Origin of the sequence: Labedella endophytica (genome assembly GCF_003990045.1) — a bacterium.
GTDB lineage: Bacteria > Actinomycetota > Actinomycetes > Actinomycetales > Microbacteriaceae > Labedella > Labedella endophytica.
Genome location: NZ_RZGZ01000001.1, coordinates 475051 through 497834, shown reverse-complemented (window position 1 = coordinate 497834; position 22784 = coordinate 475051). Strand labels below are relative to the sequence as shown.

The window sequence follows — 22784 nt, the reverse complement described above, 5'->3', positions numbered from 1 at the left end:
CCGTGCCGCTCCCCTCAGCCCTCGAGCCCTTCCCGGCCGCGAGCCCGTCGCGCGCGGATCATGTCGGAGATCATCCGAGCGGCGATGAGCACGAGGAAGACGGCGAACAGCACGTTCGCCACGTCGGGCGCGAGGGCGGCGGCCACGAGGGCTCCGACCGTCGTCGTCGTGCAGGCGGCGACACCCACGATCGCCGCCGCCATCAGGTCGACGTTCCTCCGGCGCGTGTTGGCGATGGTGCCGGAGAGCGCCGTCGGGATCATCATGAGCAGCGACGAGCCCTTCGCGACGAGGTCGCTCGAGCCGAACAGCAGGATGAGCATGGGGACGACCACGACGCCCCCGCCGATGCCGAGCAGCCCCGAGAGCACACCCGTCACGAGGCCGAGGGCTACGAGGCCGACGACGACGCCGACCGAGAGCTCGACACCCTCGTCGCGCGAGGGCACGACGAGGAAGAGCTGGACCACGACGACGAGTAGGAACGCGATGAAGCCCCACTGGAGCACGGCCTTCGGGAGCCTGCTCAGGAGGAACGAGCCGATCTGTGCCCCGACGACGGCACCCGCGGCCAGGATGAGCGCCACGACGACGTCGACGTGGCCCTGGATCGCATAGGTCACGACGCCGACGATGGCGGTGGGGAGGATCGCGGCGAGAGAGGTTCCGGCCGCCAATCGCTGCTCGAAACCGGCGAGGATCACGAGCGCGGGCACGATGATGATTCCGCCGCCCACACCGAAGAGGCCCGACATGAAACCGGCGACGAGCCCGATGAGGATCAGGAACGTGATGGTGCGGGGGGAATGACGAGTCGGCACCGGCCTATTGTCCTCCATGCGCGGGCCGCCCTCGCCACGCGCGCACGGCGTCGCCCACGCGACGTCGGCCCGCCGTCAGCGAGCGCTGGGAGCGGGATGCCCGATCCGGACGGCGGCCTCGACGCCGTCGACCGTGACTTCGGCGTCCACGAGGACCCAGCGCTCGCCCTCGCGGTCGATCTCGACGATCGCGGTGTTGGGCAATGACGCGACGACCGTCCCGGTGACGAACCCCACCGCGAGGCGGATGAGGGTCCCGTGGCTGACGGCCAGCACATTCCGTCCGGGGAAGCGCTCCTCGATCGCCGCGATCGCCGCGGCACCGCGGGCCTGGACGTCGGCCTCGCTCTCCATCCCGGGGTACTGACGATCCGGCCAGTTCTCTCGGATGACCTCGGCCGTCGCCCCCTCGGCCTCGCCGTACCCGCGTTCGACGAGCTCGGGGATCGCCGGTCCGAGCTCGAGCCCGAGGCCCGCGGCGAGGATCTCGGCGGTCTCGCGAGCCCGCGAGAGCGGAGAACTGACCACGATGTCCCAGCGCGAGGCGTCGAGTCGGTGGACGATGCCCCCGGCCTGCTCCCGTCCGATGTCGTTGAGCGGAATGTCCGTCGATCCCTGAATGCGGAGAGCGGCGTTCCAGTCGGTCTGACCATGGCGGATGAGGGCGATCGGCATGCTCCGAGCCTACGCGACGGGGAGTGCGAGCCCTCGCTCGGCCAGCCGCCGCTCGGCGACCCGACGCTCGCGCTGGGAGCTCCACAGATACTCGACGATCAGTCCGCGAGCACCTTCCTCACCGCGTCGTATGCTGGCGTCGGCTCTCCGTCGTCGAACAGGAAGTCGTGGCCCTGCTGCAGGCCGCCGTCGTCGTCGATCCACCAGTCGAACCGATCGTCCACTCCCCACGTCGTGTACGAGACACAGGTTTCCGAGCGGAGGCAGGCCGCGAGGACCGTGGCGTACTGCTGCGCCTGGGCGTCCTGACCCTCGCTGTCCGTGACGTCGTTCTCGGAGATCCGAACGATCAGCCCGGCATCCTCGACGTTGTCGAACGTGGTCGCGAGATCATCGGCGGAGAGGGCATCGGTGTCGAGGTCGTAGACATGAGACTGAAGGCCCACGCCGTCGATGTGCCCACCCTGCTCGTTCGTGTCGAGAGCGAGCTGGACCAGGGCGTCCTGGCGGGGACCCGGCACGTCGGCGCCGTTCTCGTTGATGAACTGCCTGACGTCCGGGTCCGCGTCGTGAACCGCTTGCGAGACGATCACCGGGTACGTCGGCCCGAAGACCCGGTGCCAGATGTTCTCCTGCAGATGGGTCCCCTGGTCGACGTCGAACGGTTCGTTCACGACGTCGAGCGAATCGAGCCGACCCCTGAAGTGCGTGACGACGGTGCTCACGTAGTCGAGCAGAACCTCGGCGCTGGCCTGGCGCTCCTGCTCGGAGCCGGTCGGGAGTTCCCTCATCCAGCGGGGCATCGCCTCGGTGAACGCGATGGTGTGGCCGTGCACGGCCATTCCCTTGCTCTCCGCGACATCGAGGAGGGCGTCGGCCTCCTCGAAGGTGTATTCACCCTGCCGAGGAGAGAGCGCCTGCGGCTTCATCGCGTTCTCCGGTGTGAGAGCACCGAAGTCGCCCACGACGTTGTTCGCGTAGTCCGCGTCCGAGGCGAGCGGACCGAGTGCCACTGCCGCGCCGATCAGGAAGTCCGGGCGAGAGCGGGCTGCACGAGCCTGCAGACCGTCCGCGGATCGCTCCGCGTCGGCCGCGGCGGGACCGGCGGTGGCGAGGGACGAGCCACCCGGCGCAGCGGCCGTGAGCGAACCGACGGTGAAGGACCCCTCGTCGCTCGACAACCCCAACCAGAGTTCGCCAGAACCGAAGACGTCGCCGAGGGGCAGGGAGGACACCATCCCGCCACCGCTCGAGATCTCGAGCCGGTCGCCGGAACGGTGCACGGAGAGCTCCGCCTCGGGGTCGAGGACCGTGACGTGCTCGTCCTGCGCCGGCTGCGGGTCGGTCACGTCCTGCTGGAGAGAGCCGTCGAAGACGGCGATCCGGAGGTCGTCGCCGCGGAGCGTGAGCTGGACACCCGCCGGCTCGATCCGGAACTCGTCGGCGATCACCGGCGGGCTCTCGTAGACGGCCAGGGTCGCATCGGCCGTCACGTCGGTGAATGACGCACTGAGCGAGAAGTCCCCCGCGGCCACCAGATGCGTTCCCGCCAGGTTGACCGGCGGGTTCGGCTGGCCTCCCCCGCCGTCCTGCTCGACGATGCGCAGCGCCGTCGCCGTCACCCGCACACGATCGCCGTCCGCAACGATTCCCGGCACGTGCCGCCAATCCTGCTGCAGGAGGTCGATGACGGTACCCCGCTCGGAGGGCGAGTCCGTCGAGCTGCAGCCCAGCAGGGCGAGGAGGAGGCCGGCGGTCGCCACGCTCACGACGCGCCGTCGCCGGGCGGTCAGGGCTGCCATCGGTGAACGTCATCCGCGGGGGCCGGCCGCTCGCAGCCGCCGGTGACGTCCAGTTGCGGGGTGGCTGCCGCGACGGGAGTGGAACAGGGCGAGGAAGTGGTGGCGACGGAGAACCCCACCCACGGCAGAGTGGTCTGCGCGCGGCGGATGAGGGCGATCGGCATGCTGGAAGCTTACGCAACGGGGAGCGCGAGCCCCCGCTCTGCGAGGCGCCGCTCGGCCAGGCGGCGCTCGCGTCGGGAGTCGAAATGCACCGCGGGCGGGAGCGGCCGGATCACGCGTACCGGAAGAGCGTGGTCCGAGGTGGCGCGCGCCGGTTGAACGGGAACCACCGGGCGCGACCGGTCGGAGACAGGACGCGTCGGGAGGACCACCGGTTCGGAGAGGACCCGCCGCGAGCGCCGGCGTCGAGCGCGGTGCACGACCACCAGGAGTGCGGAGATGGCGAGCAGCGCGGCGAGCACCACGGAGAGAGGAACCACGAGGGCGGTTGGGATCGGTCCGACGGCGGCATCGACCGAGGCTCCGTCATCCCCCGCAGCCGAGACCCCGCTCGCATCCGACGAGGACGACGATCGCGCAGAGGCGGCGAGCGACTCCTCGGCTGATACGGCGGCGCGGTCCTCGGCGGACGTCGACCCCGCGGATTCGACGGGCGCTCCGGCGAGCACGATCGCCGTGCAGTCGCCGAGCCCGGAGCCCGTGTCCGTCGCCTCATCGTCCGCGCAGGAGCGGGCCACGTCCGCCGCGAGCGCGACGCGCGACAGGACTCCGTCGCCCCGTTCCGCGTCGGGGCGGATCACGACGGTGTAGCCGACCGTGACGACCTGGCCGGGGTCGAGATACCCGGACAGGGCCAGTCGATCGTGACCGAGTCGGATGACGGTGACGGACGAGGACGACGCCTCGGCCGCGACCTCCATGCGGGCATCGTCGAGGACGCCGGTGACCACCTCGTCGACGAGGACACGTTCGGAGGACGGCCCCGTGTTCGTGAGCGTCAGGTCGACGACCACCGTGTCGCCGGCCGTCGGCTGGTCCGACGAGGCGGTCATGCGCACCGACACCTCGACCCCGGACTCGTCCGGTGACGCCGCCGCGGCGCCGCCGGCCGGCATGACGAGCAGCGCGAGCGCGCCGATCCCGACGGCCAGAGCCGCTACGAGCCCGCGGCCACGTCCGCGGCTCGGTCGTGCGGCGTTCGCGCCCACGACCCGATCTCCCGTTGCATCCATCGAACTCTCCCCCGATCGGTCGAACGACCACGAGGTGTCCTGCGTGGTCCGCGCACACGGACCGCGGCCCCCCGGCCTCGGTCGGCGCAGGTCGACCGGAACGGCTCGACGTGCGCGTGGTGCGTCCTGTGTCCGATTGTGGCGGTGCGCGGTCACCGTGTCGCGACCCAGAACGCGGGGGCGTACGCGATACCGACGACGGCCGGCGCGTTCGGGGGGCACCGCGCCGGCACTGCCCCCGCTCCGGCACTAATCTGGGCGGATGCGACCGTTCCTCCTCCTCACGACCCGAGTCGAGGACGCGACCGCAGCGAACGAGTACGAGCTCTTCGTCGAGCTCACGGGCCTGCCGCGCACGGGCCTCGCCCACCACCGCCTCGACGTCGCGCCGCTGCCTGCCGGGTTCGACCTCGGCGACTACTCCGGCGTGTTCCTCGCCGGGAGCCCCTTCACCTCCACGGACCCGCCGGCGACGAAGTCGGCCGTGCAGGTGCGGGTGGAGCGCGAGCTCCACGACCTTCTCGACCTCGTCGCCCGCGACGACGTTCCCTTCTTCGGCGCGTGCTACGGAATCGGCACGCTCGGCCGGCACGCGGGCGCCGTGATCGATCGGACATACGGCGAACGCTCGGGGGCGGTCGCCGTGAGGCTCACGGACGAGGGAGCGGACGACCCGGTGTTCGGCGCCCTCCCCCGTGTGTTCGACGCCTTCGTCGGCCACAAGGAGGCCGTCGCCGTCCTCCCCGCCGACGCGGTGCTGCTCGCGACGGGCGACGCCTGCCCGGTGCAGGCCTTCCGCATCGGTCGGAACCGGTACGCGACCCAGTTCCACCCGGAACTCACCGTCGAGGCGATGGTCGCGCGCGTGCTGACGTATTCGACCCACGGGTACTTCGATCCGACGGAGACCGCGGCCGTCGCCGAGCGTGTGGCTCGGGCCGACGTCGACGCATCGCACCGCGTGTTGCGGGCGTTCGCCGAGCGCTACGCCAGCTGAGCGCGTCGGAAACGTCCGGTCGCTCTAGTGGCCGGCGTCGTCGCCGCTCTCGATCACGGACAGGATGTTCCCGGCCGGATCGGTGAACCACGCGATGAGGGGCCCGTCCGCCCGCATGATGCCGAGCTCGTCGACGCCGTCGTACCGTTCGAACTCCACGCCGCGGTCGGCGAGCTCCCGAACGGTCGCCTCGACGTTGTCGACGGGGAAGTTCAGGATCGTGAACGATGCGGGAGTGTGCGCCTCGCCCTTCGGGTAGACGAGGATCGGCTGGCTCTCGTGGATCCCGAGGAGGAGCATGCCGTTCTCCTCGCGCACGTCGAGCCCGAGGACATCGGCGTAGAAGGCCCTTGCCGCGGGGATGTCGTCCACCGAGAAACCGCTGAAGGCCGGGGTCGTCGCGAACATGGTGGTCCTCCGATCGTCGGGCGGCGGCGGAGTCGACGGCGCCGTCAGGAAGGAGGCTACAACCCCCGGGGTTCCCCGGCCAGGGCCGCTCTCAGACCTGCGTGACCGACAGGTCGAGGGCGGCGAACTCGTCGAGGGCTCCGGCCGGTGCAGACGCGCTCGTGATGAGCACGTCCACCTCCGCGAGCCGCGCGATCCGGCCGAGATGCACGTTGCCGAGCTTCGATCCGTCCGCGACCACGACGGTGCGGCCCGCGCGTTCCACCATCGCCCGCTTCACCTCGGCCTCCGGGAGGTTGACGTTGGTCACGCCCGCCTCGGGGTGGACCCCGTTGCAGCCGATGATCGCGAGGTCGGCGTGCAGGCCGTCGAGCAGCCGGAGCGCCATGGGGTTCACGAGGGAGTGCTGGAGGGGCCGGAGCGCTCCCCCCGTCACGAGCACGGTGAAGCGGGGGATCGTCGCCTCGAGGGCGAGGGCGATGTTGAGCCCGTTCGTCATGACGACGACGTCGGTGAGGTCGTCGCGTTCCGCCAGAGCCACGGCGACCGCGTTCGCTGTGGTGCCGACATCGAGGAAGATGCTCTGGCCGGAGGAGACGAGGGCGGCAGCCGCTCGGCCGATCGCGCGTTTCTCCCCAGCGAAGGCGTCGGAGGCCTGCTCGAACGACGGTTCCGCGACCGGTCCGAGGGCCGCGACCGCACCGCCGTGCACGCGGCGCACGGAGCCCGTCGCCGCGAGGGCGTCGAGATCACCGCGCACCGTCACATCGGAGACGCCGAACGATCCGCCGAGGTCGGAGACCCGCACGAAGCCGCGATCCCGCACGATCTCGAGGATGCGGGCGCGACGCATGTCGGCAGGGAGGGGCGTTTCGACGGGATCCGACATAGGCCAACCTTGCTTTGCTTGCGTTTGCTTGTCAATATGAAACCATGCCCCTGCTTCCCTCCGTCGCCCTCCAGGACGGTGTCGTGCGCCACGACGACACTCTCGCCGACGGCCGCGACCTGTTCTACTACGACGACCACGGATCGAGCCTCACTGCCGAGCGGGCGAGCGACGCCCGAACACTGGATCCGCGCCCCGCCACGGCCTCGATGCGCCACGACCCCCTCACCGGGGAGTGGATCTCGATCGCGTCCGCCCGCCAGAACCGCGTCTTCCTCCCACCGGCCGACCTCGACCCGCTCGCCCCGGCGAGTGCCACGAATCCGTCCGAGGTGCCCGACCGGTACGACGTCGCCGTCTTCGAGAACCGATCCCCCTCCTTCGGACCCGCAACCGTGACCGACGTGGACACACACGGAGACGCCGAACCCGGCATCGGGAGCAGCCGGCCGTCGGTCGGCCGCTGCGAGGTCGTGTGCTTCAGCCCCGAGCACGAGGGATCGCTCGGGAGCCAGGCCCCTGAGCGCCTCCGCACGGTCGTCGAGGCCTGGGCCGATCGCACGGCGGCGCTCTCCGAGGTGCCCGGTGTCGAGCAGGTCTTCGCGTTCGAGAACCGCGGGGAGGCGATCGGGGTCACCCTGCGCCACCCGCACGGTCAGATCTACGCCTACCCGTACGTGACGCCGCGCACGCAGCGCCTCGTCGCGTCCGTCGAGAAGCACGGACCGGGCCTCTTCGAGGACATCCTCGCGTTCGAGCTCGCTTCCGAGAGGGTCATCGTCCGCGGTGAGCACTGGAGCGCCTACGTGCCCTTCGCCGCGCGCTGGCCCCTCGAACTGCACGTCATGCCGCACCGTCATGTCGCGGACCTCGCGGAGACCGATTCGGCCGAACGCGCGGAACTCGCCGAGCTCCTCCCCCGCGTCCTGCAGGGGATCGATGCGATCTACGGTGACCCCACCCCGTACATCGCAGCCTGGCACCAGGCCCCCGTGAACCACCACCGCGACATCCGGCTGACGCTCCAGATCACGTCCCCCCGCCGGGCGCCGGAACGACTCAAGTACCTCGCCGGCTCGGAGAGCGCCATGGGCGCCTTCATCGGCGATGTGCTCCCCGAGACGCAGGCAGCCGCCTGGAAGGAGGCCGTCCGATGACCGCCACGACCGACGACGAGGCCACCCGCCTCTTCACCGCGCAGTTCGGCGGCGAGCCCGACGGTGTCTGGTCGGCCCCCGGCCGCGTCAACCTCATCGGCGAGCACACCGATTACAACGACGGCTTCGCCCTCCCCTTCGCGATCGACTATCGCGCCGTCGTCGCCGTACGACTGCGGGACGACGACCGCGTCGTCGTCGTCTCGACCGCGGGCGGCGACCCCGTGGAGACGAGCCTCGACGCACTCGACGGTTCGCGCATCTCGTCGTGGGCCGCTTACGTGTTCGGCATCGTCTGGGCACTCGGCGAGGACCACGGTCGCGATCGCCTCACCGGGTTCGAGCTCGCGCTCCACTCCGACGTCCCCGTCGGCGCCGGGCTCTCGTCGTCCGCGTCGATCGAGTGCGCGACCGCCGTCGCCCTCGACGAGCTCTGGTCGCTCGGCGCCGAGCGTGCGTCGCTCGTCCTGGCCGGCCAGCGCGCCGAGAACACCGTCGTCGGAGCCCCCACAGGGATCATGGACCAGACGGCCTCCCTCTTCGGCGAGGCCGACTCCGCCGTCTTCCTCGACTGCCGCACGCAGGAGGCCGTGCCCGTGGGCCTCGGTTTCGCGGAAGCAGGGCTCGAGGTCCTCGTGGTGGACACCCGCGTCTCGCATGACCACGCGACCGGAGGCTACGCGAGCCGTCGAGAGTCGTGCGAACGCGCGGCCAGGGCACTCGGTGTGCCCGCACTGCGCGACGCCGACCTCGACGACCTGCAGGCCGCGTTCACCGACGGCCGACTGGACGAGGAGACCTTCCGCCGCGCGCGGCACGTGATCACCGAGGACGAGCGCGTGCTCGAGACGGTGAGGACGCTCCGCTCCGCCGGGCCGCGGGCGGTCGGCGAGCTGCTCGACGCCTCGCACGCCTCGATGCGCGACGACTTCGAGATCTCGGTGCCCGAGATCGACGCGGCCGTCGCCGCGATGCGTGCGGCCGGTGCTCTGGGCGCACGACTCACCGGGGGCGGCTTCGGCGGTTCCGCCATCGGACTGCTGCCACGGGAGCGGGTCGCCGAGGCGACCGCCGCCGTGCGCGAGGCCTTCGCCGCAGCCGGTTTCGGTGAACCCGGGATCACGACCGTCTCCCCCTCGCCCGGTGCGCGGCGGGACGGCTAGCGTGGGCGACGGACGACCGCACGATCAGAAGACGACGAGACGAACGGGAACATCATGACGTGGTTGATCACCGGCGGGGCCGGGTACATCGGGGCGCACGTCGTCCGCGCGTTCGCGGCGGCGGGCATCGCCACCGTCGTGCTCGACGACCTCTCGAGCGGACACCGCTCCTTCATCTCCGACGACCAGGACTTCGTCGAGGGCACTCTCCTCGACGTGCCGCTGCTCGACCGCGTGTTCTCGGAGTACCGATTCGCGGGAGTCGTGCACATCGCGGGATACAAGTACGCCGGCGAATCGGTGAAGAAGCCCATCCACACCTACGAGCAGAACGTGACGGCCACGACGAACCTGCTCGCCGCGGCCGAGCGCGCCGGTGTGGCCCGCATCGTGTTCTCGTCGAGTGCCGCGGTGTACGGCACACCCGACACCGACCTCGTGACGGAGGCCACGGCCACGCGGCCCGAGTCGCCGTACGGCGAGACCAAGCTCATCGGGGAATGGCTGCTCCGCGATCAAGGCCGCGCGACGGGACTCCGCCACACGAGCCTGCGGTACTTCAACGTCGTGGGGTCGGCTTCGCCCGATCTCCGCGACACGAGTCCGCACAACCTGTTCCCACTGGTCTTTGCCGCGCTCGCGGAGGGCCGGGTGCCGCGCATCAACGGCACCGACTATCCGACCCCCGACGGCACGTGCGTGCGTGACTACGTGCACGTGGCGGACATCGCCGAGGCGCACGTGCGCGCGGCCGAGCGGCTGACCGGCGACGAGGACATCGAGCCGGTCTACAACCTCGGCAGCGGCGACGGCGTCTCCGTCCGCCAGATCATGGACGGCGTCGCCCGGGTGACGGGCACGCCATTCGATCCGGAGATCAGCCCCCGTCGCCCCGGCGACCCGGCGCGGATCGTCGCGAGCGGGGAACTCGCCGCGCGCGACCTCGACTGGCGCATGCGGCACTCCCTCGACGAGATGATCGGGAGCGCCTGGGAGGCCTCGCGCTCCGGCGCTTGACACCGGCCGCTCCGCGCTCGTCACACGGCGCTCCGGCCCGCGCGCCGAACGCGGTCGCTTGTCCAGCGCGACGAGCGCGCTGGACCTCCCCTGCGCCGAGCGCGCCACCGTCAGCCGACCGTCACACGTTTTCGTGTGGCGCTCGGCTGTTCCTGTAGCGCTCGGTGATCCGGACGGGGCAGCGCGGATGGCGCGAGCGGGCTGAGTGGGTGCGGTGGAGCCGGTCGGGGCCCCGGTCAGCGCTGGCGGCCGTACATGCCGAAGGCGGCGTGGCCCGTGACGACGGAGGCCGGGTCGGGGATGTCGTACCGGACGGCGGCGTTCGCCTCGGCGAGCGTGGCGTAGTACCCGACGAGGAGACGATCAGCCGAGTCCGGCGCCCACGTCACGACGCGATAGCGCTCGACGGCGGGCCCGTCCTCGTCTCCGCATCCATCCCCGTCCCGACCGCTTCGCCGCTCGCGCACCGTCACGAGCCGGATGACGGCCTTCGGGAGCACGGGATCGTTGCGCATGCACACCCATTCGACCCGCGAGATGCGGATCGGTTTCGGCGGGGACATGCGCGGCTCCTGGGGGGTCGGAGCGCACCGGCCTGCGCGAGCACGAGTCTACGAACCCCCCACCGACACTCCCCCGCTGAAAATCCCCTCTGTGCGTGGAAATTCGAGCACAGAGGGGATTTCTAGGGGGTCAGGGGAGGATGCGGACGGAAGTGCCGGCCGGCAGCTGGGTGAGGCGATCGATCGTCTCGGTGCCGACGCGCAGGCAGCCGTTCGAGATCGCCCCGGCGTGGGTGTCGTGGTAGTGGAACGCCGTGATCGCGACGTCGATGCCGCCGAAGCCGTCGAGGGTCGGGGACTGGACGGCGAGGTACACGATCGGGTGGCCCCGGGTGTACGCGAGCGACGACGCCGTCCGCACGCTCATGACGAACGTGCGCCCGATCGGCGTCGGGGTCGCCTCCGTGCCCCACGCGAACTCGCCGGGCACCCGCTCCCGTCCCTCGGGGGTGACGATGTCGATCGTGCCGGCGGAGATGCTCACCTCGATGGTGGAGTCGAGCGGCGTGATCTCGACGTCCGCCGTGCGGAGCCAGCCCGTGAGCTGCCCGGTCGTGCCCTGTGACGGCAGGCCGGAGCGACCGACGAGCAGCACGCGCACCCAGTGCTCCTCGCGCTCGATGATCGGGACGACGCTCCCCTCGTACGGCAGCTCCCGCGGGAGGGACCCGACCGGCTCCTGCCCGGGCTCGGCGAAGACGGGGGCGCCGGCGGGGAGCGGCGTCGCGACCTCGCCCGTCGTGCCGCCGTCGGGATCGTCGTCGACCGGGAGGGCCGGGATCACCGCGAACACGTCGACCGTCGGCAGCCCCGTGAGGTCGTAGCCGCGGGCGTCGAGCGCATGCCCCGTCGGTGTGGGCGACGGGGTGGGGGTCGTGGTCGGCGTCGGGGTGGGAGTGGCGGTCTGCGCGACGGGGACCGGTTCCGGCGTGGCGAGCCGCACCGCGACCACGACACCCACGAGGACCACGACGACCACCATCGCGATGAGGAGGAGCCGCATCCGACGCCGCGGGGCGCGCGATCGAGCGGAGTCGCCCGCCGTCCCACCCTCGACCTCGTCCGTTCCGCCCCCACTCATGGTTCCCATGCTGCGGGCCACCCGCCCGGAACGCAAGGCGAGCACCCCGGGGCGCGTCGGAACGGTGGCCCGAAACAGGTAGCGTGGACGCCGGAGGATCCCCGAACCCATGCACTCGCGCACCGATCGCCTGGCCCGCGGCACCGTCGCAGCCGGAATCGCGACGTTCGTCGCGGCGTTCTCGCATGCCATCGGTGGCGGACTGTTCCCCTCCCCCGCTCTGCTCGTCCTCGCGTTCATCGTGAGTGTCGGCTGGTGTACGGCCGTCGTCGGTCGGCGCTTCTCCTGGCCCCGCGTCTCGATCGCCGTCGTGGCTTCGCAGGCCCTGTTCCACTGCACGTTCGGACTCGCCGGCCCCGCGGGAGCGCACGTCGTGGCGCAGCCGGGAACCGGCGGAGCACACGCGGCACACTCCGGGTCGACGACGCTCACTCTCGTGCAGAATGCGGCTGGTCACGGTCACGACGGTGCACCCATGCTCCTCGCGCACCTCGGTGCGGCCGCGCTCACGATCCTGGTGCTGCGTCTCGTGGACAGCTCCTCGCTCGGGATCGCCGCTCTCGCGCGCGTGGTCTCCTCGGTCATCCGCGCGATCGTTCCGGTTCCGGTGCTCGTCACCCGCGGCTCGGCGCGGATCCGCCCGGAGGGAAGCGGCCTCCGGCCCTCACGACTCCCCCTGCTCCTCGGCGGACTCCGCCACCGCGGCCCGCCCGCGTTCGTCACCGCCGCGTAGATCGACCGACGTCCGCTCGAGAGAGCCGGACACCGGTCTCCGTGTGCGTGTCCGCGGCGCAGACGCCCTCGTCGCGCCGCGTCACATCGACGATCCGCCGCCCCGTCCCCAGCCGACGGGCGGCACACCCCCGAAGGACGACAGCAATGACCTCACGCACCACTTCGACCGCGCCCTCCACCCGCTCCCCGCGCCGCCGCACGCTCGCCCTCGGCGGCGTCGCCGGGCTCGCGCTCGTGTTCGCGGCCCCGCTCGCCGCGAGCGCGCACGTCGGCGTCACCCCCGACACGACGGCCGCCGGGTCGTACGCCAACCTCACCTTCGCGGTTCCCCACGGCTGCGACGGCTCGCCGACGACCGAGATCCGCATCACCATCCCGGAGTCCGTCATCACCGTGACCCCCACGGTGAACCCGAACTGGGACGTCACGAAGGTCGCGTCGGAGACGGACCCCGACTACACCGCCGAGGTCGTCTACACCGCGAAGACACCGCTCGCCGACGGCCTCCGCGACACGTTCACGCTCTCCGTGCCGCTGCCGGCGGGTGAGGCCGGGGACGTCGTCGAGTTCCCCGTTCTCCAGACCTGCGAGGTGGGATCCACCGAGTGGAACGAGGAGACCGTCGCGGGCGAGGACGAGCCGGAGCACCCCGCCCCCGCCGTCGTCCTCACCGCGGCATCGGAGGACGCGCACGGCCACGGCGCCGCCGAGCCGAGCGACGATTCCGGAACCGAGGCGGCGAGCGCCGATGCCTCGACGGACGCCGCGGCCGACCCCGCCGTGGGCACGGCGATCGGCCTCGGCGTCGCCGGCCTCGTCGTCGGTCTCGCGGGTGTGGTCCTCGCCGTGTGGGCGCTGCGTCGCCGTTCCTCCTGACGACTCGCGTTCCAATGATTCGAGCCCTCTCTCCGCTCCGGCGGCGAGGGGGCTCGTTGCGTCGGAGGCCGTTCCGCTCCGCACCTCCACAACCCACTTGCACTCGATGCAACTTAGTGCAAATATGCACATATGGCAGATAGTGCAATGGGCGTGCGGGAGCGACGCAAGTCCAAGACGACGAGGGCGCTCGTCGCGGAAGCGCGGCGCCTCTTCACCGAGCGCGGCCTCTCCGGCTTCACGGTCGAGGAGTTGTGCGACGCCGTCGGCATCTCACGACGCACGTTCTTCAACTACTTCGCGTCGAAGGACGACGCCGTCGTCGGGGTCGCCAGCCGCGAACCGGACGACGAACTCGACGACGCCTTCCTCGCGGGCGGCGACCCCTCCTCCGACTCCCTCTCCCCCACCCTGTTCGAGGACTTCCTCCGACTCATGGAGGATCGCTGGATCCGATCCGACGTCGACACCACCGGCCTTCGGGGTGTCGCCACCGCCCTCAAGGCGGAACCTCGCCTGCTCGCCCGGATGATGGAGCTCGCGATGCGCGACGAGGCCATGGACATCGCCCTCGTCGAGAAGCGGGAGGGTCTGCCGGCCGGCGACCTGCGCGCCGCGGCCGTCGTGCACCTCGCGGGGGCATTCGCCCGACCGAGTGCGATGGAGTTCCTCGGCCCCGACAACACCGACCCCATCGGCGAGATCATCGCGCGCCGCATCGCCGCGGCTCGCGCCATCCTGACCTGACTCCACCCTCTCCGGCACCGTCGCCACCCCGTCTCCGCCACGTCAGCACCACCGTGACGGCGGGGTGACACGTGCGCCGCGACTCCCCCATGACACCCGACGACACATCGAGAACGGACAACGACATGACCACGACGACCGGCGCCCCCTCGCCGTTCCTCCTCACGCAGCGGCGCATCTGGATCATCTTCGGCGCGCTCATCGCCGGAATGCTGCTGTCGAGTCTCGACCAGACGATCGTCTCGACCGCGATGCCGACCATCGTCGGCGAGCTCGGCGGGGTGGACCACCAGGTGTGGATCACGACCGCCTACCTCCTGGCGACGACCATCGTGATGCCCATCTACGGCAAGTTCGGCGACGTGCTCGGGCGCCGGAACCTGTTCCTCATCGCGATCGCCATCTTCACGATCGCCTCGGTGGGCGCGGCGTTCGCCGGTGACTTCTGGTCCTTCGTCGCGTTCCGCGCGGTGCAGGGACTTGGCGGCGGCGGGCTCATCATCCTGTCGCAGGCGATCATCGCCGACATCGTTCCGGCGAGCGAGCGGGGCAAGTACCTCGGGCCGCTCGGCGCCGTCTTCGGGCTGTCCGCCGTGGGCGGGCCCCTCCTCGGCGGCTACTTCGTCGACCACCTCACGTGGCAGTGGGCGTTCTACATCAACATCCCGGTGGGGATCGCGGCCTTCGCGATCGCGTTCGTCGCGCTCAAGCTGCCGGCGAAGAAGGCCACGAAGAAGATCGACATCCTCGGGATCGTGTTCCTCTCGATCGCCACCACGACGCTCATCTTCTTCACCGACTTCGGCGGCGACAGCGCCTACGGCTGGGACTCGCTCGCCACGTGGGCGTGGGGTGTCGGTTTCGTGATCGCGGTCGCCGCGTTCATCATGACCGAGGCGCGCGCCGAGGACCCGGTGATCCCGCTCGGACTGTTCCGCAACCCGATCTTCGTCAACGCGACCGCGATCGGCCTCACGCTCGGCCTCGGTATGTTCGCGGCGATCGGCTTCGTGCCGACCTTCCTCCAGATGTCCTCGGGGACCTCTGCGGCCGAGTCCGGGCTGCTCATGCTGCCGATGATGGCGGGACTCATGCTCACGTCGATCACGTCCGGAATCCTGATCTCGAAGACCGGGAAGTACAAGCTGTTCCCGATCATCGGAACGCTCCTCACGGCCGCCGCGATGATCGCGATGACCACGCTCACCGCCGACACGCCCGTCTGGCTGATCTGCGTGTTCCTGTTCTTCTTCGGTGCCGGTCTCGGCCTCATCCTGCAGGTCGTCGTGCTCGTGGTGCAGAACGCGGTCCCGTCGTCGCAGATCGGTACCGCGACGAGCACGAACAACTACTTCCGCGAGGTGGGCGCGAGCCTCGGCGTCGCCGTCTTCGGCACGCTCTTCACGACGCGGCTCACCGAGAACCTGCGGACCGTCTTCGCCGACGCCGGCGCCGACCCGGAGGCCGCGGCGGACGCCACGTCGACACTCGATCCGCAGACGCTCGCCTCCCTGCCGGACAGCGTGCGCGAGGGCATCGTCACCGCGTATGCCGACGCGCTCGCCCCGGTGTTCTGGTACCTCGTACCGTTCATCGGGCTCGCGTTCCTGCTGTCGCTCTTCCTCAAGCAGATCCCGCTCTCGGACGTGGCCGGTCTCGTCGCTCGCGGCGAGGCGGTCGGCGGCGCCGAGGCGGAGGAGCTCGAGTCCGCGCAGCGCGGCCGCCGCACGGCGGTCCCCGTCACCGCCGGCACGCGTCGGGGTGACGGAAGCGAGTCGACCACCGGCTCCGACGAGTCGACCACCGGCTCCGACGAGTCGACAGAGGAACCGAACCGCGACCGCGAGTAGCGCATCGTCGAACATCATCATCGGCCCGTCGGAGCACCTGCCCCGGCGGGCCGATCCGCGTCCCGGGGCGATGCCTCCCCGCCGTCAAGCGGATGCCGAGACACCGGCTCTCGGGCTAGCCTCGACTCTTCCGCCTCGACTGCGACGGACGTCGCGCGGAGACACGACGAAAGGCTCCATCATGTGGTTCGACTCCTGGGGCGACATCGCTCGCATCCTCCTCGTCGGGGTCGCGTCCTACGGCGCGCTCATCGTGGTCCTGCGCGTCTCGGGAAAACGCACCCTGAGCCAGCTCAACGCCTTCGACTTCGTCGTGACGGTGGCCCTCGGATCGACGCTCGCGACCATCCTGCTGAGCTCCGATGAGTCGTGGGCCGAGGGCTTCACGGCCCTCATCCTCCTCGCGGGCCTGCAGTTCGTGATGGCGACGGTCTCCGCACGGTGGCCCCGCACTCGCGCAGCGCTGACCTCCCGGCCCGTTCTGCTCTTCTCGCACGGGACCGTGCACCACGACGCGTTGCGCCGGAATCGGCTGACGGAGTCCGAGCTGCACCAGGCGGTGCGGATGCAGGGCACGGGCGACCTCTCGTCGATCGCGGCTGTCGTGCTGGAGACGAACGGAACGATCAGCGTGCTCCCCTCTTCCTCGTACGGCGACGGATCGGCGCTGCAGGACGTTCGAGGGTGGGAGCGCGCGTGACGGCGCCGACCCTCGGACCGTCGAGGACCGAGCCGCCCGCACCCGAGCCGGTCCGGGTTTCCGAGGACCTGGCACGACGGCTCGACCGACCGATGGGGGTCCTCGGCGTCGTCTTCCTGTTCGTGATCCTCGGCCAGCTCCTCGTGACGGACCCCGTGTGGGGTCTCGTCCTGTCCGTCGCCGGATGGGCGTTCTGGGCCGTGTTCGTGGCCGAGTTCCTCCTCCGCGCGTACATCGCGCGCTTTCAGAAGGTGTTCTGGAAGCGCAACTGGTGGCAGGTGCTCTTCCTGCTCGTGCCGTTCCTGCGGTTCTTCCGGGCGCTGCAGGCGCTCCGACTCGTGCGGCTCGCGCGCCTCAGCCGCGTGGCGCGTGCCGGCGGAATCCTCTCGGCCGGCGTGAGGGGCTCCCGGTCCGCCGGGCGCCTCCTCTCCACGCGGATCGGCGGCCTCATCGCCGTGACCGTCGTGGTCGTGCTCGTCTCGAGCCAGTTGCTCTTCGCGTTCGACGCGCAGCCCGACTACGCGACGGCCCTCCACGAGTCGGCGCTCGCGACCATCACGGGCACCGGCATCACGACGGACGACGGCTTCTCGCGGATCCTGCAGGTGGTGCTCGCGGTGTACTCCGTCGGGGTGTTCGCGACGCTCGCCGGCACGATCTGTGCATTCTTCCTGCGCGGGGAGTCCGCCACACCCACGTCGACCGATCCGGTCCTCGTGAGCGGCGAACCCGGCAGGTCCTGACATGGGGCGCAGGCGCGGAGGGCGGTCACCTCACCGAGAACACGGAAGGGCCCACGAGAGCAATCGCTCCGTGGGCCCTTCCGCCTTTCCGATCGTCACCCGTTACCGGGTCGGCACCGCACCGCGCCGCCCCGAGGTGCGACCGTCAGCTGCAGAGAGTCGCGAGGTCCTGGGCCGACGTCTGGACGTCGGTCACGACCGTCGCCATGTCGCCTGCCGCCTCCATGTCCTGGTCGACGAGCACCTTGGAGAGGAGGTCGCGCATCTCGACGAAGTCGTCGTAGACGGCCGTCACGGCCGCCTTGACCTCGGCGTTGTCCACCGATTCCGCGGCGGCGCCGATGGCGTCGACCGTCTCGGAGAACGCATCGACCGTGCCCTGCGGGTCGCTCGAGGCCTGCGACATGTCGATCTCGGTGACCGCCGTGCTGGCGTCCTCGATCTGCGCCTGCACCGCGGCGCAGGCGTCCTCGACCGACGCGCCCGACGCGGGGGCCTCCTCGACGGGCGCGGAGGCGGAGGGAGCCGAGGAGGCGGCGCTCTCGGAGCCGGTGTCGGCGCTGTCCGCGCTCGAGCAGGCGGCGAGGCCGAACACGGTCGCCACGGCGATGGTCCAGGCTGCGATGGTCTTCTTCATGGGTTTCCTCCCTCAGGGGCACGACGACAGCCGCGCCTCACGCTCCGCGCGGTCGTGTCGCCCATGTGAGGGGGGCGTCCGTCGCGGTGGGCCGTCGTCGGCACCGCCCCTACGTTAGCGGGCACCCGGACGGTTTCCGTATGGGGAGTCCTCCCCCGGTGCGGGGGTCACGACGCCCAGAACCGCGTCGTCACGGACCCGCGGCGCTCTATCGTGGGAGTCATGGCGGAGTGGACGAAGCAGGATCGACTCATCGGGATCGTGTCGGTGGTCGTCGCCTTCGTCGGGCTCGTGCTGTTCGCGATCGCGGTCTCCACTCCCGTCTCATTCGGGTGGTTCGCCTCCGCCGGCGTCCCCGACGACATCTTCACCTCGGACGATTTCGTCATGCTCCGGCACGGCGCCGTGACCGGTGCGGTCCTCTTCGCGGCGGGACTCGTCGGGATCGCCTTCGTACTCGGGATCCGTCGCGGGGCGGGCCGCCGCTGACCCGGGGCCGCTCCCATCGACTGACCTGCCGCACGGACCCCGGATATGACAAAGGCCCGGCGAACCGGGCCTTCTCTTGTAGCAGGAGCGGGGCTCGAACCCGCGACCTCACGATTATGAGTCGTGCGCTCTTACCAGCTGAGCTACCCTGCCGCATGTTTCCACGCTTCCGCGGAAATGCGAGCCCCGAGTCGGGTTTGAACCGACGACCCCTTCCTTACCATGGAAGTGCTCTACCACTGAGCTATCGGGGCGTGACCACCGGAATGGCACCAGTCGAGGATAGCATCCGCGCGCCGCCCCGCCGAACCACCCCTGACGGGAGCGGGTCGTCGGCGGAGATCATCGGTCAGGCGCGGGATGACCGCATGGCCGCCTTGTGCGTCAGGCCCGGGTCACCGAGCAGCCGGTCGTACTCCTCGGTGCCGATTCCGTACAGAGCCACCCGCCCCTGAGCGTCATGGTGGGTTCCCCAGCCGTACCGCTTGCCCAGCGCGGACGCGCGAAGACACGCCTGATCCTTCGCGAAGAAGCGTTCACGTTCGGCATCCAGGTCCGCCTCGGCCACCGAGTTCCTGGTCGCGTGCACGGCGAAGAGGATCTCGTCGGAGGTCATCTCGTACGGATGCTCGGCGACCAACTCGAACTGCAACGCCGCCACGGACGGCTTGGGTGTGAGGGGCGGCGCCTCGGCGCGCGCGACCCGGCAATCGGGGGCCACCGAGATGAAGGTGTCGATGTAGTTCGTCGTCATGGTTCGATTCTCTCGACAGCCCCGTCGCCCGTATTGGAGAATTGCGCCACACCATGAACCCGCGGACCCAGGCCATCGAAGACACGGAGCGATCAGGGGTACTTACGCCCTCGAACCTCCGTCGATTCGAGGCGGAGTGGGTACAACCGTCGGGCGCCGCTTGTGACGTCGTGGGTTCCTACTGGGCTGTTCGCTGGCAGTTCCCCGGCGACGAGGCCGTGGCCCAGCGGATCGTCGATTTCCCCGCCATCACTCTGAGCATCGAGGACGGTGACGTTCCTGCTCCGTTCATGGTGACGACCGTGCGGCCAGACGCCTGGTCACGTGTCATCCGCGGACGCGGCACCGTCTTCGCTCTCCGCCTGAAGCCGGCCGGCCTGCACGTCCTCTCGGATCTGGAGCCGACCTCGCTCACCGTCGAGCAGGCTCTCACGTGTGAGCTCGACCCACGGGCCTTCGAAGCAATGCGCGCCATCGCCGCGGGCCACTCGATCGCCGAGCGAGCGTCGCGCGCGGATCGAATCATCGCTGAGATGATCCGAGAGCGACCGATCGGCACGACGCACGCGCTCGCCAATGCTGCCGTCGATGCGCTCACGTCCAGTGCGCGCGTTCGATCGGGGAGGGCGGTCGCCGACCGGCTGGGGATCAGTGAGAGGACTCTGCAGCGCGCTCTCCGCTCCACGATCGGACTCGGGCCGAACGACGTCGCACGACGCATCCGGCTCCAGGAAGTCGTTCGTCTGCTCTCGACACCGGGAGCCGACACCGCATCCATTGCCGCCGAGCTCGGTTACGTCGATCAAGCGCACCTCATCAACGAGTTCCGCGCCGTCGCCGGCACGACCCCCGGCCGCTACCTCCGTGATCTTCGACGTTCGCTCGAGGGAGTGTCGACCACCGACGGAGGGGCCTGAGCGTGGTCAGGCGGGGGCGGGGCGGTCGTGGGTGAGGACGCCGCCGACCATCGTCGTGCGGATGGCGATAGAGCCGAGCGCCGTCGGAGCGACCGTCGCGGGGTCCACGTCCCACACCACGAGATCGGCGACGGCACCCAGCCGGAGGACGCCGCGATCCGGGTCGCCGAGCGCGAGGGCCGCGGAGCGCGTGTAGGCGACGAGGGCGTCCTCGACCGAGACGCGCTGTTCCGGTTCGAAGACGACGCCGGCCGCGTCCGCGCCGTCGCCGACCGCAACCGCACCCGGCGCCGTGCGCGCGCACGCCCACGCGAGTCCGGTGCGGGGATCGAAGGAAGCCACGGGCCAGTCGGAGCCGAACACCGTGGGGACGCCCGCGTCGAGCACGTCGCGCGCCCGGAACCCGGTCGCCGCGCGCTCCGCCCCGAGCCGCGTGGCCCACGAGTCGGAGAGGTCGGCGTGGCGCCACTGCATGTGCAACGGCTGCATCGACGCGACGACACCGGTGCCGCGCAACTGCTCCACGTCCGCGTCCGACAGCACCTCGAGGTGCTCGATGCGGCGCGGGCGCTCCGGCACGGCGGGCGGCAGCTCGGCGTACGCGTCGAGCACCGCGGAGACCGCGCCGTCGCCGACGGCGTGCGTCGCGAGCTGGAGACCGGCCTCGTCGTAGCGGCGGATGACCGCGCGGTAGCGGTCCCAGTCCGGCCAGAAGCCCGCTCGTCCCGCGCCGCACGTGTCGGGTTCGTGGAGCCACGCGGTGCCCGTGTCGATCACGCCATCGCTGAAGAGTTTGATGCCCGCGACCCGCCAGCTGCGCCCCGACCGGCGACCGGCCGCGATCGTCGCCTCGACGGCCGCGTCGTCGTCCTCCGGCCGGTGCCAGAGGAAGACGTCGAGGCGGAAGCCCAGGTCGGCCGTCTCCTCCATGCGTTCCAGCACGTCGAGGAGCCGTACCGATCCGTCCATCACCGCGCACCCCGTGAGGCCGACGGCCGCGAGGTCGCGGAACGTCGCGCGGAGCATCGCGCAGTCGTCGTCGAGGGAGGGGGCCGGAGCCGCGTTCACCACGAGGTCGTAGGCGGAGGGTTCGCGGAGCTCGCCCGTGAGGACCCCAGCGGAGTCGACCACGATCGAGGACGCGTCGCCGAACTCCCGCGGGCCGTCGATCCCGGCCGCGGCGAGTGCCACCTCCGATGCGAGGGCCGTGTGCAGGTCGTAGAACATGAGAAGGACGGGCCGGCCTCCGGCGGCCTCGTCGAGCACCGCGCGATGAGGGGCCGCCCCGTCGAACGCCACGTAGTCGAGGTTCCAGCCACGCACCCACTCCCCCTCCTCGAGCCGAGCGGCCTCGGCGGCGATCGCCGCACGAACGCCCTCGAGTGTGGCCACCCCCTCGAGATCGATCCCGGCGGAGAGCCGCGCCCCCCATAACGGGTGCAGGTGGGAGTCGATGAGCCCGGGCGTCACGGAGGCTCCCCCGAGGTCCACGACCCGGGTATCCGAGGACGTCGCGGCGAGCACGTCGGTGGTCGAGCCGACGGCGGCGATGCGGCCGTCCACGACGGCGACCGCCTCGGCGAGAGGGGCGTCCGGATCGGACGTGCGCACGACCCCCGAGTGGAAGGTCATATCGGTTCGCCCGGTCCGTGTCGTCATGTGTTCGGTCCATCCGCTCGCGCCGCTCGGTCGACGCGACCGCCGACCGGTTGTCGTCATCCTGCCACGAGGCCCGCGAGCGGGAGGAGACCGACGCCGCCGTCGCGTCGGGCGGACCCGAGCGAGCGGAGTAGCGTGGTCCGGTGACCGCCGAGCCCCCCACCCCGGATACGACCGCGCCTCCCACGAACGATGCGCCCGTCGCCCCGCCGCACTCCCTCCTCGAGGACGTCTTCGCCCTCGTCATCGGCACGCTCATGGTGTCGTTCGGCCTCGCCCTCCTGACAGCGTCCGGCGCCGTGACCGGCGGCGTCGCGGGTATCGCGATCCTGCTGAGCTACGTCTCGGACTGGCCGTTCGGCGTGTGGTTCGTGCTCATCAACGCGCCGTTCTTCCTGCTCGCGCTGCTCCGGATGGGGTGGCAGTTCACCGTCAAGACGATCATCACCGTCGTCCTCGTCTCGCTCTTCTCGAGCATCCACCCCACACTGATCGACCTCGACGGGATCGAACCCGTCTACGGGGTGCTGTTCGGAAGCGCCGTGACCGGCGTCGGCTTCATCGTGCTCTTCCGCCACCGGGCGAGTGTCGGCGGGATCTCGATCCTGTGCCTCTACCTGCAGGACCGCTTCGGCTGGCGGGCGGGCTACGTCCAGATGGGTTTCGACGCCGTCATCGTGCTGTCGTCCGTGGTCGTCGTGCCGCTCCCGATGCTCGCGCTCTCCGTCGCGGGCGCCGTCGTGCTCAACCTCGTGATCGCCCTCAACCACCGCCCCCACCGCTACCTCGCCTGAGTCGGCGACCCGCGCCTCCACCCACCCCCATCCCGGAAAATGCGCACGCAACTGCGTTCCGCGGGTGAAATTTCA

General features: G+C 70.7%; 24 protein-coding genes and 2 tRNA genes. 13 read left to right on the top strand and 13 right to left on the bottom strand.

Translation table 11 applies throughout. The features are described from left to right. Positions 1 to 14: 14 nt before the first annotated feature. The 4 genes from ELQ94_RS02420 to ELQ94_RS02405 all read right to left on the bottom strand — a co-directional run bounded on the left by ELQ94_RS02420 (position 15) and on the right by ELQ94_RS02405 (position 4533). Positions 15 to 839 carry a sulfite exporter TauE/SafE family protein gene (locus tag ELQ94_RS02420; protein ID WP_127046783.1) on the bottom strand — a complete coding sequence of 275 codons (825 nt, stop codon included), beginning with the start codon at positions 837 to 839 and terminating at the stop codon, positions 15 to 17. Between the two features lie 57 nt (positions 840 to 896). Next, positions 897 to 1496, bottom strand: a complete 600-nt coding sequence (locus ELQ94_RS02415; RefSeq protein WP_127046781.1) for a histidine phosphatase family protein — start codon at positions 1494 to 1496, stop codon at positions 897 to 899. A gap of 98 nt (positions 1497 to 1594) precedes the next feature. Further along, positions 1595 to 3298, bottom strand: coding sequence for an endo-1,4-beta-xylanase (locus ELQ94_RS02410; RefSeq protein ID WP_127046779.1), 1704 nt, complete (start codon positions 3296 to 3298; stop codon positions 1595 to 1597). 173 nt (positions 3299 to 3471) lie between these two features. Beyond that, positions 3472 to 4533: a DUF7927 domain-containing protein gene (locus ELQ94_RS02405; RefSeq protein WP_127046777.1), complete on the bottom strand. Its 1062-nt coding sequence runs from the start codon at positions 4531 to 4533 to the stop codon at positions 3472 to 3474. Between the two features lie 262 nt (positions 4534 to 4795). On the opposite strand from ELQ94_RS02405, the gene ELQ94_RS02400 reads away from it, so the two are divergent. Then, complete coding sequence (locus ELQ94_RS02400; RefSeq protein WP_127046775.1) at positions 4796 to 5530, top strand: glutamine amidotransferase; 735 nt, start codon at positions 4796 to 4798, stop codon at positions 5528 to 5530. 24 nt (positions 5531 to 5554) lie between these two features. Here the strand turns inward: ELQ94_RS02400 and ELQ94_RS02395 are convergent, their stop codons facing one another. Continuing rightward, the gene (locus ELQ94_RS02395) at positions 5555 to 5938 is read right to left on the bottom strand and encodes a VOC family protein (protein ID WP_127046772.1); all 384 of its coding nucleotides are present in this window, start codon (positions 5936 to 5938) and stop codon (positions 5555 to 5557) included. Positions 5939 to 6029: 91 nt separating this feature from the next. Next, the gene (locus ELQ94_RS02390) at positions 6030 to 6827 is read right to left on the bottom strand and encodes a DeoR/GlpR family DNA-binding transcription regulator (RefSeq protein ID WP_127046770.1); all 798 of its coding nucleotides are present in this window, start codon (positions 6825 to 6827) and stop codon (positions 6030 to 6032) included. Between the two features lie 44 nt (positions 6828 to 6871). On the opposite strand from ELQ94_RS02390, the gene galT reads away from it, so the two are divergent. The 3 genes from galT to galE are packed head-to-tail and all read left to right on the top strand — an operon-like array spanning position 6872 to position 10164. Next, positions 6872 to 7984, top strand: a complete 1113-nt coding sequence (galT, locus tag ELQ94_RS02385) for a galactose-1-phosphate uridylyltransferase (RefSeq protein WP_127046768.1) — start codon at positions 6872 to 6874, stop codon at positions 7982 to 7984. Further along, positions 7981 to 9147 (top strand): galactokinase, encoded by a 1167-nt coding sequence (gene galK, locus ELQ94_RS02380; RefSeq protein WP_127046766.1) that lies wholly within the window; start codon positions 7981 to 7983, stop codon positions 9145 to 9147. The genes galT and galK overlap by 4 nt, the downstream gene beginning before the upstream one ends. 54 nt (positions 9148 to 9201) lie before the next feature. Then, a complete protein-coding gene (galE, locus tag ELQ94_RS02375; protein ID WP_127046764.1) occupies positions 9202 to 10164 on the top strand; it encodes a UDP-glucose 4-epimerase GalE in 963 nt (320 codons plus the stop codon). 236 nt (positions 10165 to 10400) lie between these two features. Here galE and ELQ94_RS02370 read toward each other — a convergent pair whose 3' ends face one another. Then, entirely contained in the window at positions 10401 to 10679 is a 279-nt protein-coding gene (locus ELQ94_RS02370) for a hypothetical protein (protein ID WP_166404630.1), read from the bottom strand. A 178-nt stretch (positions 10680 to 10857) separates the two neighbouring features. Beyond that, positions 10858 to 11817: a L,D-transpeptidase gene (locus ELQ94_RS02365; protein WP_243696849.1), complete on the bottom strand. Its 960-nt coding sequence runs from the start codon at positions 11815 to 11817 to the stop codon at positions 10858 to 10860. A gap of 100 nt (positions 11818 to 11917) precedes the next feature. Between ELQ94_RS02365 and ELQ94_RS02360 the strand changes: the two genes are divergently transcribed. From ELQ94_RS02360 to ELQ94_RS02335, 6 genes are all read left to right on the top strand, one after another. Continuing rightward, on the top strand, positions 11918 to 12541 hold the full coding sequence (locus ELQ94_RS02360; RefSeq protein WP_127046760.1) for a hypothetical protein: 624 nt from the start codon (positions 11918 to 11920) through the stop codon (positions 12539 to 12541). A 146-nt stretch (positions 12542 to 12687) separates the two neighbouring features. After that, a complete protein-coding gene (locus ELQ94_RS02355) occupies positions 12688 to 13419 on the top strand; it encodes a YcnI family copper-binding membrane protein (RefSeq protein WP_127046758.1) in 732 nt (243 codons plus the stop codon). Between the two features lie 132 nt (positions 13420 to 13551). Next, positions 13552 to 14166 carry a TetR/AcrR family transcriptional regulator gene (locus tag ELQ94_RS02350; protein ID WP_127046756.1) on the top strand — a complete coding sequence of 205 codons (615 nt, stop codon included), beginning with the start codon at positions 13552 to 13554 and terminating at the stop codon, positions 14164 to 14166. 125 nt (positions 14167 to 14291) lie between these two features. Continuing rightward, positions 14292 to 16016, top strand: a complete 1725-nt coding sequence (locus tag ELQ94_RS02345; RefSeq protein WP_127046754.1) for an MDR family MFS transporter — start codon at positions 14292 to 14294, stop codon at positions 16014 to 16016. A 181-nt stretch (positions 16017 to 16197) separates the two neighbouring features. Continuing rightward, on the top strand, positions 16198 to 16716 hold the full coding sequence (locus tag ELQ94_RS02340; protein ID WP_127046752.1) for a DUF421 domain-containing protein: 519 nt from the start codon (positions 16198 to 16200) through the stop codon (positions 16714 to 16716). Further along, positions 16713 to 17459 (top strand): hypothetical protein, encoded by a 747-nt coding sequence (locus ELQ94_RS02335; RefSeq protein ID WP_208007505.1) that lies wholly within the window; start codon positions 16713 to 16715, stop codon positions 17457 to 17459. Before ELQ94_RS02340 ends, ELQ94_RS02335 begins: the two co-directional genes overlap by 4 nt. Positions 17460 to 17604: 145 nt before the next feature. Here the strand turns inward: ELQ94_RS02335 and ELQ94_RS02330 are convergent, their stop codons facing one another. Continuing rightward, a complete protein-coding gene (locus ELQ94_RS02330) occupies positions 17605 to 18096 on the bottom strand; it encodes a hypothetical protein (RefSeq protein ID WP_127046750.1) in 492 nt (163 codons plus the stop codon). Positions 18097 to 18318: 222 nt separating this feature from the next. Between ELQ94_RS02330 and ELQ94_RS02325 the strand changes: the two genes are divergently transcribed. Further along, on the top strand, positions 18319 to 18585 hold the full coding sequence (locus ELQ94_RS02325; RefSeq protein ID WP_127046748.1) for a hypothetical protein: 267 nt from the start codon (positions 18319 to 18321) through the stop codon (positions 18583 to 18585). Positions 18586 to 18664: 79 nt separating this feature from the next. Here ELQ94_RS02325 and ELQ94_RS02320 read toward each other — a convergent pair. From ELQ94_RS02320 to ELQ94_RS02310, 3 genes are all read right to left on the bottom strand, one after another. Further along, positions 18665 to 18738 (bottom strand) — tRNA-Met (locus ELQ94_RS02320). A gap of 29 nt (positions 18739 to 18767) precedes the next feature. After that, positions 18768 to 18839 (bottom strand) — tRNA-Thr (locus tag ELQ94_RS02315). Between the two features lie 95 nt (positions 18840 to 18934). After that, the gene (locus ELQ94_RS02310; RefSeq protein WP_127046746.1) at positions 18935 to 19339 is read right to left on the bottom strand and encodes a DUF6157 family protein; all 405 of its coding nucleotides are present in this window, start codon (positions 19337 to 19339) and stop codon (positions 18935 to 18937) included. A gap of 170 nt (positions 19340 to 19509) precedes the next feature. On the opposite strand from ELQ94_RS02310, the gene ELQ94_RS02305 reads away from it, so the two are divergent. Next, positions 19510 to 20256: a helix-turn-helix domain-containing protein gene (locus ELQ94_RS02305; protein WP_243696822.1), complete on the top strand. Its 747-nt coding sequence runs from the start codon at positions 19510 to 19512 to the stop codon at positions 20254 to 20256. Positions 20257 to 20262: 6 nt separating this feature from the next. Here the strand turns inward: ELQ94_RS02305 and ELQ94_RS02300 are convergent, their stop codons facing one another. Continuing rightward, positions 20263 to 21915, bottom strand: coding sequence for an amidohydrolase (locus ELQ94_RS02300; RefSeq protein ID WP_127046742.1), 1653 nt, complete (start codon positions 21913 to 21915; stop codon positions 20263 to 20265). A gap of 143 nt (positions 21916 to 22058) precedes the next feature. Between ELQ94_RS02300 and ELQ94_RS02295 the strand changes: the two genes are divergently transcribed. Further along, positions 22059 to 22709, top strand: a complete 651-nt coding sequence (locus tag ELQ94_RS02295; protein WP_243696821.1) for a YitT family protein — start codon at positions 22059 to 22061, stop codon at positions 22707 to 22709. The last annotated feature ends 75 nt before the right edge of the window (positions 22710 to 22784 follow it).

Excerpts from the sequence above, each read along its gene's own strand:
- ELQ94_RS02420 (WP_127046783.1), bottom strand. The coding sequence starts at position 839 with ATGGAGGACAATAGGCCGGTGCCGACTCGTCATTCCCCCCGCACCATC.
- ELQ94_RS02415 (WP_127046781.1), bottom strand. The coding sequence starts at position 1,496 with ATGCCGATCGCCCTCATCCGCCATGGTCAGACCGACTGGAACGCCGCT.
- ELQ94_RS02410 (WP_127046779.1), bottom strand. The coding sequence starts at position 3,298 with ATGGCAGCCCTGACCGCCCGGCGACGGCGCGTCGTGAGCGTGGCGACC.
- ELQ94_RS02405 (WP_127046777.1), bottom strand. The coding sequence starts at position 4,533 with ATGGATGCAACGGGAGATCGGGTCGTGGGCGCGAACGCCGCACGACCG.
- ELQ94_RS02400 (WP_127046775.1), top strand. The coding sequence starts at position 4,796 with ATGCGACCGTTCCTCCTCCTCACGACCCGAGTCGAGGACGCGACCGCA.
- ELQ94_RS02395 (WP_127046772.1), bottom strand. The coding sequence starts at position 5,938 with ATGTTCGCGACGACCCCGGCCTTCAGCGGTTTCTCGGTGGACGACATC.
- ELQ94_RS02390 (WP_127046770.1), bottom strand. The coding sequence starts at position 6,827 with ATGTCGGATCCCGTCGAAACGCCCCTCCCTGCCGACATGCGTCGCGCC.
- galT (WP_127046768.1), top strand. The coding sequence starts at position 6,872 with ATGCCCCTGCTTCCCTCCGTCGCCCTCCAGGACGGTGTCGTGCGCCAC.
- galK (WP_127046766.1), top strand. The coding sequence starts at position 7,981 with ATGACCGCCACGACCGACGACGAGGCCACCCGCCTCTTCACCGCGCAG.
- galE (WP_127046764.1), top strand. The coding sequence starts at position 9,202 with ATGACGTGGTTGATCACCGGCGGGGCCGGGTACATCGGGGCGCACGTC.
- ELQ94_RS02370 (WP_166404630.1), bottom strand. The coding sequence starts at position 10,679 with ATGCGCAACGATCCCGTGCTCCCGAAGGCCGTCATCCGGCTCGTGACG.
- ELQ94_RS02365 (WP_243696849.1), bottom strand. The coding sequence starts at position 11,817 with ATGGGAACCATGAGTGGGGGCGGAACGGACGAGGTCGAGGGTGGGACG.
- ELQ94_RS02360 (WP_127046760.1), top strand. The coding sequence starts at position 11,918 with ATGCACTCGCGCACCGATCGCCTGGCCCGCGGCACCGTCGCAGCCGGA.
- ELQ94_RS02355 (WP_127046758.1), top strand. The coding sequence starts at position 12,688 with ATGACCTCACGCACCACTTCGACCGCGCCCTCCACCCGCTCCCCGCGC.
- ELQ94_RS02350 (WP_127046756.1), top strand. The coding sequence starts at position 13,552 with ATGGCAGATAGTGCAATGGGCGTGCGGGAGCGACGCAAGTCCAAGACG.
- ELQ94_RS02345 (WP_127046754.1), top strand. The coding sequence starts at position 14,292 with ATGACCACGACGACCGGCGCCCCCTCGCCGTTCCTCCTCACGCAGCGG.
- ELQ94_RS02340 (WP_127046752.1), top strand. The coding sequence starts at position 16,198 with ATGTGGTTCGACTCCTGGGGCGACATCGCTCGCATCCTCCTCGTCGGG.
- ELQ94_RS02330 (WP_127046750.1), bottom strand. The coding sequence starts at position 18,096 with ATGAAGAAGACCATCGCAGCCTGGACCATCGCCGTGGCGACCGTGTTC.
- ELQ94_RS02325 (WP_127046748.1), top strand. The coding sequence starts at position 18,319 with ATGGCGGAGTGGACGAAGCAGGATCGACTCATCGGGATCGTGTCGGTG.
- ELQ94_RS02310 (WP_127046746.1), bottom strand. The coding sequence starts at position 19,339 with ATGACGACGAACTACATCGACACCTTCATCTCGGTGGCCCCCGATTGC.
- ELQ94_RS02300 (WP_127046742.1), bottom strand. The coding sequence starts at position 21,915 with ATGACGACACGGACCGGGCGAACCGATATGACCTTCCACTCGGGGGTC.